Genomic DNA, 15,352 nt, shown 5'->3' with positions numbered 1-15,352 from the left:
CGTCTTCGCCCGGGTTGACCCCACGGTTGCGGCGCATGCGCCTCCTGAGCGGCTGCACGCCCCCGCCCCCATCCCAAACGAAACGCCCCCGGCCACATGGCCGGGGGCGCTGGCTTCAGACCAGGGAGAGAGTCCGGTCTATCAGAAGCTGAACTGCGTGCGCAGCGCGTACTGGCCGGTCTCGTCACCGGTCACTTCGTTCTCGCCGCGGGTGTAGTTGAACATCAGGCGCACGTTGGAGTTGATGTAGTAGTTCAGACCCAACGTGGTCGAGGTGGCCTCGCGGTTCTCGATGTCCTTGTTCTCGATCGTGTCGTAGCGAGCCGTCAGCTCCCACGCACCCTTGTCGGTCAGCTTGGGCGAACCGAACACGCCCGAGGCGGACTTGTAGGGCTTGTGGTGACCGGTGAGCATCCAGCTGCCCATCACGTAGAAGGTCTCGACGTCCTGGTCGCCGCCCAGCGGCGCACCGTAGGTAGCGCGGGCGTACTCGGACTGCAGGAACATCGGGCCGAACGACGCAGCGGCTTCGAGACCGAATGCATCGACCGAATCACCGCTGGCGCCGGTGGTGGTGGCGATGGTCTGCGAAGGGCCGCGGCGACCGGCGTAATTGGCGACGGCGCTGACATTGGCCGAGCCCTGGTTGAGGTTCTCGGTGCTGCCCGACAGGCCCAGGTGCAGCGTGGTGTTGTCGTTGTTGATCGGCGCAAAGGTCACGCGAGCGGCGGCACCGGTACCTTCGTTACGGGAGCCGGATGCATTGCGCAGGTTGAACACGGTGGCGCCGAAGGTGTAGTTGTCGCCGGCGCGCATGTAGCCGATGCCCTGGTTGAACTGGCGACCGCTGTAGATGCCGGTGGCCGAAGCAAACGGGCGCTCCATCATGGTGATTTCGTTGGAGCTGGTCAGCTCCTCCATCGAGCGGTACGGCTTGAACTGACCGATCGTGACCTTGCCGCCAAATGCGCTCTTGGCGATGAACACATCGCGGAAGCCGCCGGTGGGGGAGCTGTCGGAGAAGTCGTTCTCCAGCTTGTATTCCCAGCCCAGCGCCTTGCCGGCCAAGGTCAGGCGCGTGCGGCGGAACTCGGTGGTGCCGGTGGTGTGGGCCAGGTCGCGATCAAAGGCATAGGCGTCGAAGTGGATGCGACCACCAACCGAGGCTTCAAACTTCTTGTCGGCCGAGGTCACCTTGATGCCACCCTTGGTCTCGATCTTGGGAGCGCCGGTGGCCAGCTTGTCGAGCTGGGCAGCGGTATCGACGTTGACATCGGACTGGGCGTCGGTGCGCTCTTCCAGTTCAGTGATCTTGGCCTGCAGGGCCTCGATCTGCGCCTTCAGCTGGGCGAGTTCGACGTCGCTGGGTGCAGCAACCGCGCCGAAGCTGGCGCCGCCGATGGCAACCGCGATGGCGGCGGTAAGGATGGAGGAACGCATGGGTCAAACTCCCTTGGATGGTTGGATGGCGTAGGCGGGCCGGAGGCCGCAGGGCGGCACGAGGTTAAGGCCCCGTAAAAACGACGCAAAGGTTGCCGCTGAAATCTGACAGTCACATGTGACTTATGTGACAACGGGATTACGGGGCGCATTACACCACCCGGCCGGGCCGGCGACGATGCGGCGAGGCCTTCGGCCGACGACCGGCAGCCACGCCTCGCCCCAAGGGACGTGCGGGCGCCTCGCGCGCACGCGTGGCTCTTTGTTAACAACCCGGCCTCCCCCACTCGCCGGGATCGATGTCTTCGTTTCGTCACACAACAGACGCGGCAGTGCAACCAAACCGTTATGGAATGCGCTCCGGGCGGGCTACGCCCGTATCGACTTTTCCAGGAGCCCTACGTGTTCAAGTCCCTCAAACTCCGCGTCGCCGCTGTCGCACTCGCGTCAGTCGTCACCGCCAATGCCCAAGCTGCCGACATCACCGGCGCTGGCGCCACGTTCATCTACCCGCTGCTGTCGAAGTGGTCGGCCGACTACAACGCCGCCACCGGCAACAAGATCAACTACCAGTCGATCGGCTCGGGTGGCGGTATCGCCCAGATCAAGGCCCGCACCGTGGACTTCGGCTCCTCCGATGCCCCGCTGAAGCCGGAAGAACTGGCCAAGTACGGTCTGGCCCAGTTCCCGTCGGCCATCGGCGGCGTGGTGCCGGTGATGAACGTGCCGGGCCTGAAGGCCGGCGCGATGAAGCTGGACGGCCCCCTGCTGGCCGACATCTTCCTCGGCAAGGTGGCCAAGTGGAATGACCCGCGCATCGTGGCCCTGAACGGCGGCGTGCAGCTGCCCGACATGAAGATCACCATCGTGCACCGCTCGGACGGCTCGGGTACCACCTTCAACTTCGTCAACTACCTGTCCAAGGTCAGCCCGGCGTGGAAGTCGGAAGTCGGCGAAGGCACCTCGGTCAAGTGGCCGGTGGGCATCGGCGGCAAGGGCAACGAGGGCGTGGCCGCCTACGTGAAGCAGATCAAGGGCGGCATCGGCTACGTCGAGCTGTCGTACGCGCTGCAAAACAAGATGGCCTATTCGCGCCTGAAGAATGCCGCTGGCAACTATGTCAATCCGAACGCCGAGACCTTCCAGGCCGCCGCAGCCAGCGCCAACTGGGGAGCCGCCAAGGACTTCCATCTGGTCATGACCAACGCCCCCGGCCAGAACGCCTGGCCGATCGCCGCGACCAACTTCATCCTGATGTACAAGAAGGCCAAGGTCGCCCAGCGCTCGCGCAACGCCCGTGACTTCTTCAAGTGGGCCTATGCCAATGGCGACGCCCAGGCCGAAGCGCTGCACTACGTGCCGCTGCCGGACAGCCTGGTGAACCAGATCCAGACGTACTGGACCAAGGAAATGAAGTTCTGATCTCAGGCATGACTGAGATCAACCAAAAGCGGGCCTTCGGGCCCGCTTTTGCGTTTGGGGAGGAGTGAACGCTACAGAAAGATGACCGTCTGATGTCATTCGGCTGTAACAAAAACATCATTTCATAGCCCCACCCGCCGGCGACCTCGTCGGCACCTCCTTGGAGACGCCATGAAGACCCCGGCCCGCCTCGCTGTCCTGTCCCTCGCCATTGCCCTGACCATGGCCGCCTGCAAGCCGGCCGGAGACACCCAGGCACCGGCCACCGACGCCGCCCAGCCGTCCGCCAGCGAAGCCCCGGCCGCCGGCGACAAGGTCGCCGTGGAAATCACCGGCGCCGGCGCCACCTTCATCTACCCGCTGCTGTCCAAGTGGTCGGACGTCTACCACAAGTCCACCGGCGCCAAGATCAACTACCAGTCGATCGGCTCGGGTGGCGGCATCGCCCAGATCAAGGCCGGCACGGTCGACTTCGGTTCGTCCGACAAGCCGCTGTCCAGCGACGAGCTGGCCGCCGCCGGACTGGGCCAGTTCCCGTCCGCCATCGGCGGCGTGGTGCCGGTGGTCAACGTGGAAGGCATCAAGGCCGGCCAGCTGCGCCTGACCGGCGCGCTGATCGCCGACATCTACCTGGGCAAGATCAAGACCTGGAACGACGCGGCCATCGCCGCGGTGAACCCGGGCGTGCCCCTGCCGGCCACCAAGATCAACGTGGTCAAGCGCTCCGACGGTTCGGGCACCACCTTCAACTTCGTCAATTACCTGTCCAAGGTCAGCCCGGAGTGGAAGGCCAAGGTCGGCGAAGGCACTTCGGTTACCTGGCCGACCGGCATCGGTGGCAAGGGCAATGAGGGCGTGGCCGCCTACGTGAAGCAGATCAAGGGTTCGATCGGCTACGTCGAGCTGGCCTACGCCACCGAGAACAACATGGCCTACACCGCCATGCAGAACGCGGCCGGCAACTGGGTGCAGCCGAGCGTGGAATCCTTCCAGGCCGCGGCCGCCACGGCCGACTGGGCCAGCGCCAAGGACTTCAGTCTGGTCATCACCAACGCCCCGGGCGCCGACGCGTGGCCGCTGACCGCGACCAACTTCATCCTGATGTACAAGCAGCCCAAGGACGCCCAGCGCAGCAAGGCCGCGCTGGACTTCTTCAAGTGGTCGCTCGAGAGCGGCCAGCCGCAGGCGCAGGAACTGCACTACGTGCCGCTGCCCGCGGACCTGGTCAAGCAGGTCGAAGCGTACTGGGCGGCTGAAATCAAGGCCTGATGACCTCCGCTCGCCGGCCGCGCCCGATCTCTCCCGGGTGCGGCCGGCGCTGCGCTTATCGCTATCGCACGGATCCGCCTGCCGATGAATGCCACTACCCTCCCCGCCGCTCCCCTGAGCGACCGTGACCTGAAGGATGCCCGCGCCGACCGCGGGTTCCGCATGCTGGTCACGGCCGCAAGCATGTTCGTCCTTGTCTCGCTGGTCGCCGTCGCGTTCTCGATGGTGTGGGGCGGGCGCGAGGCGCTGCAGAAGTTCGGCGTGGGATTCCTGTTCTCGAAGGAATGGAACCCGGTCGAACTGACGTTTGGTGCGCTGGTGCCCATCTACGGCACCATTGTCACCGCGCTCATCGCCATGGTCATCGCAGTGCCGGTGAGCTTCGGCATCGCCATGTTCCTGACCGAGATCGCGCCCAAGTGGCTGCGCGGCCCGGTGGGCGCGGCCATCGAGCTGCTGGCGGGCATTCCTTCGATCATCTACGGCATGTGGGGCCTGTTCGTGCTGGTGCCGGTGCTGAGCGAGCATGTGTACCCCTGGATCGACGCGCACATGGGCCAGTGGCCTGTGGTCGGCGCGCTGTTTGCCGGTCCGCCGATTGGCCTGGGCATGCTCACGGCGGGCATCGTGCTGGCGATCATGGTGATTCCGTTCATCTCGTCGGTCATGCGCGAGGTGTTCCTCACCGTGCCGGGCCGATTAAAGGAATCGTCATACGCACTGGGTTCCACCCGCTGGGAAGTGGTGTGGGACGTCGTGCTGCCCTACACCCGCTCGGCGGTGATCGGCGGCATCTTCCTCGGCCTGGGCCGCGCGCTGGGCGAAACGATGGCGGTGACCTTCGTGCTCGGCAACGCGCATGAGCTGACCGCGTCGCTGCTGATGCCGGGCAACTCCATCGCCGCGACCATCGCCAACGAGTTCGCCGAAGCCGACTCGGACATGTACCGCTCGGCGCTGATCCTGCTCGGCTTCGTCCTGTTCCTGGTGACCTTCGTCGTGCTGGCCGCGGCCCGCCTGATGCTGCGCCAGCTCGCCAAGAAGGAGGGCAACTGATGTCCCTGTCCTCGAAAAACGCTTCGCTGTACGCCTACCGCCGCGGCAAGAACATCCTCGCGCAGGTGCTGGCGGTGGCCGCCACGGTGTTCGGCCTGTTCTGGCTGGTGTGGATCGTGTGGACCACGCTCAGCAAGGGCATCGCGTCGATCAACGCCGACCTGTTCACGCAGATGACGCCGCCGCCGGGCGAGACGGGCGGCATGCTCAACGCGTTCTTTGGCAGCGCGGTGATGAGCCTGCTGGGCATCGTGCTGGGCGCGCCCATCGGCGTGCTGGCCGGTACGTTCCTGGCCGAGTACTCGCAGAAAAGCTGGATCGGCAACACCGTCCGCTTCGTCAACGACATCCTGCTGTCGGCGCCGTCCATTGTCCTGGGCCTGTTCGTGTATGCACTGGTGGTGGCCCAGATGGGGCACTTCTCGGGCTTGGCGGGCGCGATCGCGCTGGGCTTCATCGTGCTGCCGGTCGTGGTGCGCACCACCGACGAGATGCTGCAGCTGATCCCGGCGCAGATGCGCGAGGCGGCGCTGTCGCTGGGCATCCCGCAGTGGAAAGTGACGCTGCAGGTGCTGTACCGCTCGGCGCTGCCGGGTATCGTCACCGGCATCCTGCTGGCGCTGGCGCGCATCAGCGGCGAAACGGCCCCGCTGCTCTTTACCGCCCTCAATAACCAGTACTGGACGAGCGACATCTTCGCGCCGATGGCCAACGTGCCGGTGGTGATCTTCCAGTACGCCATGAGCCCCTACGAAAGCTGGCACTCGCTGGCCTGGGCCGGCGCCTTTGTCCTGACCCTGTTCGTGCTGGTCGTGAGCCTGGTTGCACGTGCGATCGTGGCGCGCAACAAGGTGGCCCATGACTGACCTCCCTTACTCCATTGCCAAGACCCCGGACATGAACGACGCACGCATCCACCTCGCCACGGCCCACCACGCGCCGTCGGCCGACACCGCGCCGGTCAAGCTGTCGGCCCGCAACCTGGACTTCTACTACGACCAGTTCCGCGCGCTGAAGGGCATCAACCTCGACATTCCGGAAAAGCGCGTGACCGCGCTGATCGGCCCGTCGGGCTGCGGCAAGTCGACCCTGCTGCGCATCTTCAACCGCATCTACGCGCTGTACCCGAAGATGGAAGCCAAGGGCGAGGTACTGCTCGACGGCCAGAACGTGCTGGACCCGAAGTACCCGATGAACCGCCTGCGCAGCAAGGTGGGCATGGTGTTCCAGAAGCCGGTGCCGTTCCCGATGACCATTTTCGAGAACGTGGCCTACGCGATCCGCCACCACGAGCGGCTGTCGAAGGCCGACATGGCCGTGCGCGTGGAACAGGCCCTCACCCAGGCCGCGCTGTGGGACGAAGTGAAGGACAAGCTGGGCCAGAGCGCGCTGGGCCTGTCGGGTGGTCAGCAGCAGCGCCTGTGCATCGCGCGCGCGGTGGCGTTGCGCCCGGACGTGCTGCTGCTGGACGAGCCGACCTCGGCGCTGGACCCGATCTCCACCAGCCGCATCGAGCAGCTGATCGAAGAGCTCAAGCACAACTACACCATCGCCATCGTCACCCACAACATGCAGCAGGCGGCCCGCGTGTCGGACTACACCGCTTTCATGTACCTGGGCGACCTGGTCGAGCATGGCGCCACCGAAACCATCTTCTCCAACCCGACCAAGCAGCAGACCGAGGATTACATCACCGGTCGCTTTGGCTGATCGAGGACAACCCATGAGCCCGCCCCCAATGAACGAGCACATCGTGAAGAGCTTCGACGACGAACAGCGCCGCCTGCTCAATGAAACCCTGCGCATGGGCGAAATGGCCGCCGCGCAGCTGGAGTCCGCGCTGGACGTGCTGGTCCGCCGCGACGACAAAGCCGCCGAGCGCATCATCGCCAATGACGAAGCGATCGACGCGCTTGAGAACGAGATCAGCCACGACGTCATGAAGCTGGCGCTTCGTGGCCCGATGGCGCGCGACCTCCGCGAGATCCTTGCGGCGATCCGCATTGCGTCGGACATCGAACGCATTGGCGACTATGCGGCCAATGCCGCCAAGCGTTCGACCGCGCTGAACCTGCTGCCGCCGCTTCCGCAGATCGTCAGCCTGCAGGCGCTGGGCACGCTGGCGGTCAAGCAGCTGCGCGCCGTGCTGGAGGCATACCGCACCAACGACATCGAGCTGGCCCAGTCAGTCCGCGCCGGCGACGCCACGGTCGATGCCGCCTACACGGCGCTGTTTCGCGAACTCCTGACCTACATGATGGAGGATCCGCGCAACATCACCCCATGCACCCACCTGCTGTTCATCGCCAAGAACCTGGAGCGCATTGGCGACCACGCCACCAACATCGCCGAGAACGTCTGGTTCCTGGTGCGGGGGGAAGAAGCGCTGCCGCCGCGCGAGAAGCGCGACCTGAGCAACACCGCGACCTGACCGGCCGGGACCACGGGCGGCAGCCCAGACTTGGCGGCTCCACGATCAGCCGGGGCCGCCCTCTGGCCGTCGCGGTGAAAGGGTCGGTTCCGCCCCCTGCCCCTCGGCGGAGCCGGGACGGGCAGCACGCTGCCCCGAGGCCGGGAAGCGGAGTAGCATTGGGCTCCCACCGCGGCAGAAGCCGCATCTATGGAGAGCGCATCATGTCCCGCAGCAAGAAGCCAATGCTGTCCGCCACCGCCCTGGCCGGCGGCCTGATCCTTGCCGGCTCCACCTTCGCCGCCACGCCGCTGGCGCAGGGTTACATGCTCGGCACCCAGAGCACTGCCGCCGCGGAGAAGGCCGGCGAGGCCTCGTGTGGCGCCAAGCATGCCGGAGGCAAGTGCGGCGGCATGATGCGCGGCGCCGAGGGCGGCTGCGGCATGAACATGATGGACGCGAACAAGGATGGCAAGGTCACGCGCGCCGAGTTCGACGCCGGCCACGCCGGGATGTTCACCCGCATCGACACCAACAAGGACGGCGCCATCGACGCCGCCGAGATGAAGGCCCATCGCCAAACCATGATGGGCGGCCCGAAGGCTGCTGAAGGCAAATGTGGCGAGGGCAAGTGCGGCGAAGGCATGTGCGGCGCTTCTGCCGACAAGAAGCCCACCGAAGGCAAGTGCGGCGAGGGCAAGTGCGGCTCGATGTAAGCCGCGCGTTTTGGGCGTGACCATGGCGGCATCTCACCTGCTAGCTCCGGACGCCGCAGGCCTTGGCCTGCGGCGGTCGTTGCTGGGCCCCATGCGCGCCGCTCCCGCGGGCTGTTTCGATTTCCTTGAAGCTGCCCCGGAGAACTGGATGGGGGTGGGCGGCCACTTGGGCGAGGCCTTTGATGATCTTGCCACCCGCCACCCCGTCGTGTGCCACGGCCTGTCGCTCTCCCTGGGCGGCACGGCTCCACTGGATGACACGTTCCTTGCTCGGCTGCGGCACTTCCTCGACCGCATCCATTGCCCGCTTTACAGCGAACACTTGAGTGCCTGCAGCGATGACCGCGGGCAGCTGTACGACCTGATGCCCCTGCCCTTCAACCGAGGCGCGGTCGAGCACGTGGCTGCACGCATTCGCCAGGTGCAGGATGCGCTTGGGCGGCGCATTGCGGTCGAGAACATCTCGTATTACGCCACCCTGCTGCCCGAAGGCGACTCGGGCGCGTTGCGCGAAAGCGACTTCATCAACGAAGTGGTGGCGCGCGCGGACTGTGACCTGTTGCTGGACGTCAACAACATCATCGTCAATGCCACGAACCACCGCTACGACCCCGTCGATTTCCTGCATGCCATGCCAGGCGAGCGCATCGCGTACCTGCACGTGGCCGGCCATTACGACGAAGCCGTGGACCTGAAGATCGACACCCATGGCGCGCCGGTCAGCGATCCCGTGTGGGACCTGCTGGCGGAAACCTACCGTCATTTCGGGCCGCGCCCGACGCTGCTGGAGCGCGACTTCAACCTGCCGCCGCTGGACGAACTGCTGGGCGAGCTGGCCGTCGTGCGCCATCACCTTGCCGCCGACCACGGCACCCGGCGTCATGCGGCCTGAGTCGAACGACCCCGTGGCGATCGACGCCGAAGCCGCCTCCTCGTCGGCCGACCCCTTGGCGACGCTGCGCGCGCTTGCGGATCACATCCGGGACCCGGAGAACCGCCCCGCCCCCCAGAGCATCGAGCCACGGCGCCTGGAGGTATACCGCGAGCTGTTCTTCAACAACGTCCAGAGCATGCTCGCGGGCAACTTCCCCGTCGTTCGTCGGATCTTCGATGACGAGGCGTGGACAGCACTACTGCGCGACTTCTACCGCGAACACCCCGCACGCACGCCGCTGTTTCCCGAGTTGCCTCGCGAGTTCCTGCACTATCTGGACACCCGCGCCGAACAGCGCCGCCCTGATCCGGCATGGCTGCGCGAATTGGCCCACTACGAATGGGTCGAACTGGCGTTGCAGCTGCACGAGACCACGCCGGCTGACGTGCCCCACGACCCGACTGGGGATCTTCTCAGCGGCCGCCCGCTGGTGTCGCCGCTGGCTTGGCTGCTGGCCTACCTATGGCCGGTCCACCAGCTTGGGCCGGACTACCTGCCCGATGCGGCACCGACGGCGCCGACCCTGCTGCTTCTGCTGCGCCGCGACGACGGCCAAGTCGCCTTCCAGGCCCTGAGCCCACTGACCTACCGACTGCTGGAACGCATGGAAGCGCATCCGGGGATGAGCGGCCGGGAGCAACTGGAGGCGCTGTGCGCGGAAGCCGGCGTTGATGACGTGGAGGGCTTCATCCGCCAAGGGACCACGATGCTGGAAGAGCTTCGCCGCGACGGCGTGCTGATCGGGACCCAGCCCGACTGAGTCCCCTCCCGCGCATCGGTCGCTACGGCGCCTCTGCTACGCTATTCCCGATGAATGACGCCAGCAACGCCCCTGCCGCCACCTCGTTTCCCAGCATGGCCTCGCGTTTCCGCGGCTTCCTGCCTGTGGTGGTGGACGTGGAAACCGGCGGCTTTGACTGGAACCGCCACGCGCTGCTGGAAATCGCGGTGGCGCCTCTCGACCTCGATGCGGACGGCAATTTGGTCGTCGGCGAGGTCACCAGCAGCCACGTGATCCCTGCGGCCGGCACGGAGATCGATCCGAAGTCGCTGGAAGTCACCGGCATCGACATCGACAACCCGTTGCGTGGCGCGCTGCACGAACGCGCGGCGCTGGATGCGGTGTTCGCACCCGTGCGCGAGGCAGTCAAGAAGCACGGCTGCCAGCGCGCCATCCTGGTCGGCCACAACGCGCACTTCGACCTCAACTTCCTCAACGCGGCGGTGGCGCGCTGCGGGCACAAGCGCAACCCCTTCCACCCGTTCAGCGTCTTCGACACGGTGACGCTTGCCGGCGTGGCGTATGGACAGACCGTGCTGGCCCGTGCCGCGCAGGCCGCTGGCTTGGACTGGGATGGGACCTATGCCCATTCCGCGGTGTACGACACCGAGCGCACCGCGCAGCTGTTCTGCCGCATCGTCAACGCGTGGAGCGCCGGGGCGACGGGGTCAGCGACGTAACTTTCGCCGCAACAACCAGGCGGCATACACGCTGAACGCCACGGCCACCACGCCCAGGCCGACCAGCCACCAGCCCTCGCGACGGACCACGCCTTCGCCCGCCAGCACGGTGCCCACCGCGTAGGGCAATTCCGCAATGGCCAAGGCCGAGAGATACACCGGAAAGCGCACGCCCAGCAGACCGCACAGGTAGCCGGGCACCTCCGAGGGCAGCGCGAACTGCAACAGCAGCACGACGGGGAAATGCGCCTCTCGCGGCACCTTGTCGGCGTAGAAGTCGACCAGCCGGGCCGCGCGCTTGGAGTGCACGAGTGGGCGGCGGAACACGCGCCCCATCCAGTACGCGCTCATCCCTCCCAGCAGCCAGCCCAGCCACAGCAGGCCGATGGTGGACGGCACGCCCCAGGTGTACACGGCGACCGGTACCAGCAGCGCGCTTGAGAAGAACGCCAGCATCGCCGACGCGGCGGAGAGCGCCACGAACAGCAGCCCGCCGGTTACCGGATGCGCGGCGATTACCGGTTCGGCCGCTGACAGCAGCCGATGCAGCGCGGCGTTGGTGCCCTCCATCGACAGCAGCACGGTGACCAGGGCCAACCCCAGCAGGACCGTCAACGCCTGCCGCCAATGCGATGCCAGCCGTTGCTGCAGCGGCGTCATGCGGCCAACTTCAGGCCGACCAGGCCCGCGACGATCAGCACCACGCTTGCCAGCCGCAGGGCACCCATCGGCTCATTGAACAGCAGCACGCCGAGGATGACCGTGCCCACGGCCCCCACCCCCACCCAGACCGCATAGGCAGTACCCACGGGCAACGACTTCATCGCCAGCCCCAGCAGGCCCAGGCTGACCAGCATCGCCGCGGCGGTGCCGAGGGAGGGCCAGAGGCGGGTGAAGCCTTCGGTGTACTTCAGGCCGATGGCCCAACCGACTTCAAACAAACCGGCCACGATCAGGAGAATCCACGCCACGACACACACCTACACAATGCATGGGGCCGTCCCCGGATGAACATGGAGCGGCGGGGTCGTCCCCGCTTCCTGAGTCTGGTGGCGATACGTGGTGCAGTCGTGTTGACTGGCCGCGTACCGCGGGGCCTTCAGGTGACAGCGCGCTGCCGAACGGCCTCGAACAGGGTTACGCCGGCGGCCACCGACACATTCAGGCTTTCCACCTCGCTGCCGCCGGGCATGGGAATCTTCACGAGCTGGTCGCAGTTCTCGCGGGTCAGGCGGCGCAGGCCATCGGACTCGCCGCCCAGCACCAGCGCGACGTTGCCACGCAGGTCCAATGCATACAAAGACGCTTCGGCCTCGCCAGCCAGACCGTACAGCCACACGCCCTGCTTCTGCAGGTCGCGCATGGTGCGGGCCAGGTTGGTCACCGGCACCACGGGAATGCTGTCGGCCGCGCCAGCGGACGTCTTGCGCACGGTGGCGTTGACCTGCACCGACTTGTCCTTGGGGATGATCACCGCGGTCGCGCCGGCCGCGGCGGCACTGCGCAGGCACGCGCCGAGATTGTGCGGATCCTGCACGCCGTCCAGCACCAGCAGCAGCGCGCGCCCCTCGGCGCCATCGACGAGGCCTTCCAGGTCGTTCTCGCCGTAGGTCTTGGCCGCTGCATAACGCGCAACCACGCCCTGGTGGCGCAGGTTGCCGACCACACCGTCCAACGCCTGCGTCGCGACCTTGCGCACGGCAATGTCCAGCCGCTGGGCACGGTTCTCGATCTCGGCCAGGCGGGGGTTCTTGGCGCCGGCTTCGATCAGCACCTCGCGCACATGCTCGGCGTCGTGCTCAAGCGCGGCCGAGACGGCATTGATGCCGGCAATCCACTGTTTCTGGCTCATTCGGGTTCCGGAGGCGGGCCGCGGCAGGGCGCTGCGGCAATGCAGGGGGTGCCGCACAAGTCGGCAAGGCCCGCCATTTTCCCACATTCTCCCGAGGGCGGCCCGCATCCAGCGCCCGCTGCCACAACGGAGGCAGCGGGGCCGTCTGCGCTGGCCGCCCTTGCCGGCCGACCGCGGTGGGGCGAGGCGGCCGGGCCCGCCTCAGTACTTCTGCTTCACCCGCTTGGCCGGCTTGCCACGCGGCGGCAGGGGTTTGGCACCCCGCTCCTCCACCAGTCGGAAGTCGATGCGGCGGTCCTCCACGCTGGCCTTCAGCACCACGATGTCCACCCGGTCACCCAGGCGGAACTCGCGGCCCATGCGCTCGCCGCTCAGCGTGCGGCGGATGGGGTCGAAGTGGTAGTAGTCGTAGGGCAGTTGGGTCACGTGGATCAGGCCGTTGACCTTGGAGTCGTCCAGTTCCACGAACAGGCCGAAACTGGTCACGCCGCTGATCACGCCGGAGAACTCGCCACCCACGTGGCGCTCCATCCACGCCGCACGGTAACGCTCGTCCACCTCGCGCTCAGCCTCGTCGGCACGGCGCTCGCGCTCCGAGGACTGCAGCGCCAGCTGCGCCATCTCGCTGGGTGAGTACTTGAATTTCTCCGGGCGCGCGCCGCTGAGCGCGTGCTTGATGGCCCGGTGCAGCAGCAGGTCCGGGTAGCGGCGGATCGGCGAGGTGAAGTGCGCGTAGGCCTCCAATGCCAAACCGAAATGCCCGGTATTGCCGGTGGCGTACACGGCCAGGCTCTGGCTGCGCAACAACACCGATTCGAGCAGGGCGGCATCGGCCCGCTCGCGGATCTTCTTCAGCAACTGGGTGAAATCGCGTGGTTCCACCTGCCCCCAGGCCGGCATCCGCAGGCCGAATTCCTTCAGGAACTCCTGCAGGTCGGCGTACTTCTGCTCTGGCGGGCGTTCATGCACGCGGAATGGCGAGGGCACGTCAGCCCCCATCACGAACTTCGCCGCCTCCACGTTGGCCGCGATCATGCATTCCTCGATCAGCTTGTGCGCGTCGTTCCGCTGCAACATGCCGGCCTGCACCACCTCGCCCTTGGGGCCCAGGACGAATCGCACTTCGCTCGATTCGAACTCGATCGCGCCGCGGCGCTCGCGTGCCTTCGACAGCACCTGGTACAGCTGGTGCAGGCGCTGGACCTGCGGCAGCAACGAGCCAATCACGCCCAGCGCGTCCTCGTGGGCCTCCTCCGCAATGCCCTCGCCCACCGCATTCCATACCTGCGTGTAGGTCAGGCGCGCATGCGAATGCATCACCGCCTCGTAGAACTCGGATGCGGTGACCTCGCCCTTGCGGTTGATCTGCATGTCGCAGACGAAACACAGGCGGTCGACCTTCGGCTTGAGCGAGCAGATGCCGTTGGACAGCGTCTCCGGCAGCATCGGCACCACGAAGCCGGGGAAATACACCGACGTGGCACGTTTGAGGGCCTCGTCGTCCAGTGGGGTGCCCGGGCGCACGTAGTGCGAGACGTCGGCGATGGCCACCACCAGGCGGAAACCGTTGCGCGTGGGTTCGCAGTAGACGGCGTCGTCGAAGTCCTTGGCGTCTTCGCCGTCGATGGTCACCATTGGCAGGTGGCGAATGTCGACGCGGGATGCGGCCTCGGCAGGCTGCACCTCCACCGGCACGGCGGCCGCCTCGGCCAGCACGGCGGCGGGGAATTCATGCGGAAGTTCATGGCCGTGGATCGCAGCCTGCACCGCCAGCGAGGCGGTCAGGCGGTCGCCCAGCACCGTCAGCACGCGGCCGATCGGCGGGCGGTTGGTGTCGGGCGCATGCACCAGTTCGCACACCACCAGCTGGCCATTCTGCGCGTCCATCCGCGCATCGGCCGGAATCATCACGTTGCGCTGGATGCGGCGGTCGTCGGGCACCACGAAGCTGATGCCCGCTTCGACGGTGAAGCGGCCGATCAGGCGATTGAGCCGGCGCTCCAGCACTTCGACGATGGAGCCTTCGCGGCGGCCGCGGCGATCCACGCCCGTCACGCTGGCCAGCACGCGATCACCGTGCATCGCCTTGCGCATCTCGAACGGCGGCAGGAACAAGTCGTCGCCACCGCCCGCATCCGGGCGCAGGAAGCCGAAACCGTCGGGGTTGGCGATGACGATGCCGGGAATCAGGTCCATCCGCTGCGCCGGCACGAAGCCACCGCGGCGGTTCTGCAGCAGCTGGCCGTCACGCAGCATGGCGCGCAGGCGGTTGCTCAGCGCCTCGAAGCGGTCGGCATCGGTCAAGCCGAGGCGCTCTGCCAGCATGGACGCGTCCATCGGGCCATCGGCGGCGGTGATGAGTTGCAGGATCAGTTCGCGACTGGCAATGGGGCGCTCGTAACGGGCCGCCTCGCGATCCGCGTGCGGATCACGGTTCACCGGGCCGCCTGCGGCGCGCGATGCGCGTGCGGGCGATGTGGGCGACGTCCGCGGTTTGAAGCCACTCGGCGCCGGCTCCGGCATCCAACCCGGTCGCTTGGCCGCCGGCTTGCCCGAAGTGGGCTTGCCGCCGCCCGCGGCGCGCGCGCCCTGGCGCTTGCCACCCGCCCCGACCTGCTTGCCTGCGCCCGTGAAACCTGCGCCGGACTTGCCGGCGCCACCCTTGCCACGTCCCGTGGTTTTTCTGGTCATGGCGGGGATGGTCTCACATCACCATGAACGTCGCGTCGCGGCCGATGACGAATGGACGGCGTCGCGGTAACCGGGGCGGGCACGCGGGACCGTCGGAGTTG

The 15,352-nt window shown here is 66.8% G+C and carries 15 protein-coding genes; 10 read left to right on the top strand and 5 right to left on the bottom strand.

What is annotated here, in order from left to right:
- Nucleotides 1-141 precede the first annotated feature (141 nt).
- On the bottom strand, nt 142-1,440 hold the full coding sequence (locus ACYVBS_RS07465; protein ID WP_460822812.1) for an OprO/OprP family phosphate-selective porin: 1,299 nt from the start codon (nt 1,438-1,440) through the stop codon (nt 142-144).
- A 402-nt stretch (nt 1,441-1,842) separates the two neighbouring features.
- On the opposite strand from ACYVBS_RS07465, the gene pstS (ACYVBS_RS07460) reads away from it, so the two are divergent.
- The 10 genes from pstS (ACYVBS_RS07460) to rnt all read left to right on the top strand — a co-directional run bounded on the left by pstS (ACYVBS_RS07460) (nt 1,843) and on the right by rnt (nt 10,708).
- Nucleotides 1,843-2,862: a phosphate ABC transporter substrate-binding protein PstS gene (gene pstS, locus ACYVBS_RS07460; RefSeq protein ID WP_460822811.1), complete on the top strand. Its 1,020-nt coding sequence runs from the start codon at nt 1,843-1,845 to the stop codon at nt 2,860-2,862.
- 171 nt (nt 2,863-3,033) lie between these two features.
- Nucleotides 3,034-4,131, top strand: a complete 1,098-nt coding sequence (gene pstS / locus ACYVBS_RS07455; RefSeq protein ID WP_460822809.1) for a phosphate ABC transporter substrate-binding protein PstS — start codon at nt 3,034-3,036, stop codon at nt 4,129-4,131.
- Nucleotides 4,132-4,215: 84 nt separating this feature from the next.
- Complete coding sequence (gene pstC / locus ACYVBS_RS07450) at nt 4,216-5,187, top strand: phosphate ABC transporter permease subunit PstC (RefSeq protein ID WP_460822808.1); 972 nt, start codon at nt 4,216-4,218, stop codon at nt 5,185-5,187.
- Nucleotides 5,187-6,053 carry a phosphate ABC transporter permease PstA gene (gene pstA / locus ACYVBS_RS07445; RefSeq protein WP_460822807.1) on the top strand — a complete coding sequence of 289 codons (867 nt, stop codon included), beginning with the start codon at nt 5,187-5,189 and terminating at the stop codon, nt 6,051-6,053. Before pstC ends, pstA begins: the two co-directional genes overlap by 1 nt.
- Before the next feature lie 31 nt (nt 6,054-6,084).
- The gene (gene pstB / locus ACYVBS_RS07440; protein ID WP_460823016.1) at nt 6,085-6,897 is read left to right on the top strand and encodes a phosphate ABC transporter ATP-binding protein PstB; all 813 of its coding nucleotides are present in this window, start codon (nt 6,085-6,087) and stop codon (nt 6,895-6,897) included.
- Nucleotides 6,898-6,925: 28 nt separating this feature from the next.
- A complete protein-coding gene (phoU, locus tag ACYVBS_RS07435) occupies nt 6,926-7,618 on the top strand; it encodes a phosphate signaling complex protein PhoU (RefSeq protein ID WP_460823014.1) in 693 nt (230 codons plus the stop codon).
- A 203-nt stretch (nt 7,619-7,821) separates the two neighbouring features.
- The gene (locus tag ACYVBS_RS07430) at nt 7,822-8,313 is read left to right on the top strand and encodes an HvfA family oxazolone/thioamide-modified RiPP metallophore (protein ID WP_460822806.1); all 492 of its coding nucleotides are present in this window, start codon (nt 7,822-7,824) and stop codon (nt 8,311-8,313) included.
- Nucleotides 8,314-8,335: 22 nt separating this feature from the next.
- Nucleotides 8,336-9,205 (top strand): HvfB family MNIO-type RiPP peptide maturase, encoded by an 870-nt coding sequence (locus ACYVBS_RS07425; RefSeq protein ID WP_460822805.1) that lies wholly within the window; start codon nt 8,336-8,338, stop codon nt 9,203-9,205.
- Nucleotides 9,195-10,007 (top strand): HvfC family RiPP maturation protein, encoded by an 813-nt coding sequence (locus tag ACYVBS_RS07420; RefSeq protein WP_460822803.1) that lies wholly within the window; start codon nt 9,195-9,197, stop codon nt 10,005-10,007. The genes ACYVBS_RS07425 and ACYVBS_RS07420 overlap by 11 nt, the downstream gene beginning before the upstream one ends.
- Before the next feature lie 50 nt (nt 10,008-10,057).
- Complete coding sequence (gene rnt / locus ACYVBS_RS07415) at nt 10,058-10,708, top strand: ribonuclease T (RefSeq protein WP_460822802.1); 651 nt, start codon at nt 10,058-10,060, stop codon at nt 10,706-10,708.
- Here rnt and ACYVBS_RS07410 read toward each other — a convergent pair.
- The 4 genes from ACYVBS_RS07410 to rnr all read right to left on the bottom strand — a co-directional run bounded on the left by ACYVBS_RS07410 (nt 10,697) and on the right by rnr (nt 15,251).
- Complete coding sequence (locus tag ACYVBS_RS07410; RefSeq protein ID WP_460822801.1) at nt 10,697-11,368, bottom strand: VTT domain-containing protein; 672 nt, start codon at nt 11,366-11,368, stop codon at nt 10,697-10,699. The two genes, rnt and ACYVBS_RS07410, sit on opposite strands and share 12 nt — an antisense overlap.
- Nucleotides 11,365-11,679: a quaternary ammonium compound efflux SMR transporter SugE gene (gene sugE / locus ACYVBS_RS07405; protein ID WP_460822800.1), complete on the bottom strand. Its 315-nt coding sequence runs from the start codon at nt 11,677-11,679 to the stop codon at nt 11,365-11,367. The genes ACYVBS_RS07410 and sugE overlap by 4 nt, the downstream gene beginning before the upstream one ends.
- Nucleotides 11,680-11,807: 128 nt before the next feature.
- On the bottom strand, nt 11,808-12,560 hold the full coding sequence (rlmB, locus tag ACYVBS_RS07400) for a 23S rRNA (guanosine(2251)-2'-O)-methyltransferase RlmB (RefSeq protein ID WP_460822799.1): 753 nt from the start codon (nt 12,558-12,560) through the stop codon (nt 11,808-11,810).
- 201 nt (nt 12,561-12,761) lie between these two features.
- On the bottom strand, nt 12,762-15,251 hold the full coding sequence (rnr, locus tag ACYVBS_RS07395; protein WP_460822798.1) for a ribonuclease R: 2,490 nt from the start codon (nt 15,249-15,251) through the stop codon (nt 12,762-12,764).
- Between the last annotated feature and the right edge of the window lie 101 nt (nt 15,252-15,352).

It is taken from the genome of Lysobacter olei (assembly GCF_054777355.1).
This window is presented reverse-complemented; position numbering and strand designations above follow the sequence as displayed.

Coding starts and splice junctions, on each gene's coding strand:
- rnt (WP_460822802.1), top strand. CDS start 10,058: ATGAATGACGCCAGCAACGCCCCTGCCGCCACCTCGTTTCCCAGCATG.
- ACYVBS_RS07425 (WP_460822805.1), top strand. CDS start 8,336: ATGGCGGCATCTCACCTGCTAGCTCCGGACGCCGCAGGCCTTGGCCTG.
- ACYVBS_RS07465 (WP_460822812.1), bottom strand. CDS start 1,440: ATGCGTTCCTCCATCCTTACCGCCGCCATCGCGGTTGCCATCGGCGGC.
- rnr (WP_460822798.1), bottom strand. CDS start 15,251: ATGACCAGAAAAACCACGGGACGTGGCAAGGGTGGCGCCGGCAAGTCC.
- pstS (WP_460822809.1), top strand. CDS start 3,034: ATGAAGACCCCGGCCCGCCTCGCTGTCCTGTCCCTCGCCATTGCCCTG.
- ACYVBS_RS07410 (WP_460822801.1), bottom strand. CDS start 11,368: ATGACGCCGCTGCAGCAACGGCTGGCATCGCATTGGCGGCAGGCGTTG.
- phoU (WP_460823014.1), top strand. CDS start 6,926: ATGAACGAGCACATCGTGAAGAGCTTCGACGACGAACAGCGCCGCCTG.
- ACYVBS_RS07420 (WP_460822803.1), top strand. CDS start 9,195: ATGCGGCCTGAGTCGAACGACCCCGTGGCGATCGACGCCGAAGCCGCC.
- pstA (WP_460822807.1), top strand. CDS start 5,187: ATGTCCCTGTCCTCGAAAAACGCTTCGCTGTACGCCTACCGCCGCGGC.
- pstB (WP_460823016.1), top strand. CDS start 6,085: ATGAACGACGCACGCATCCACCTCGCCACGGCCCACCACGCGCCGTCG.
- pstC (WP_460822808.1), top strand. CDS start 4,216: ATGAATGCCACTACCCTCCCCGCCGCTCCCCTGAGCGACCGTGACCTG.
- rlmB (WP_460822799.1), bottom strand. CDS start 12,560: ATGAGCCAGAAACAGTGGATTGCCGGCATCAATGCCGTCTCGGCCGCG.
- ACYVBS_RS07430 (WP_460822806.1), top strand. CDS start 7,822: ATGTCCCGCAGCAAGAAGCCAATGCTGTCCGCCACCGCCCTGGCCGGC.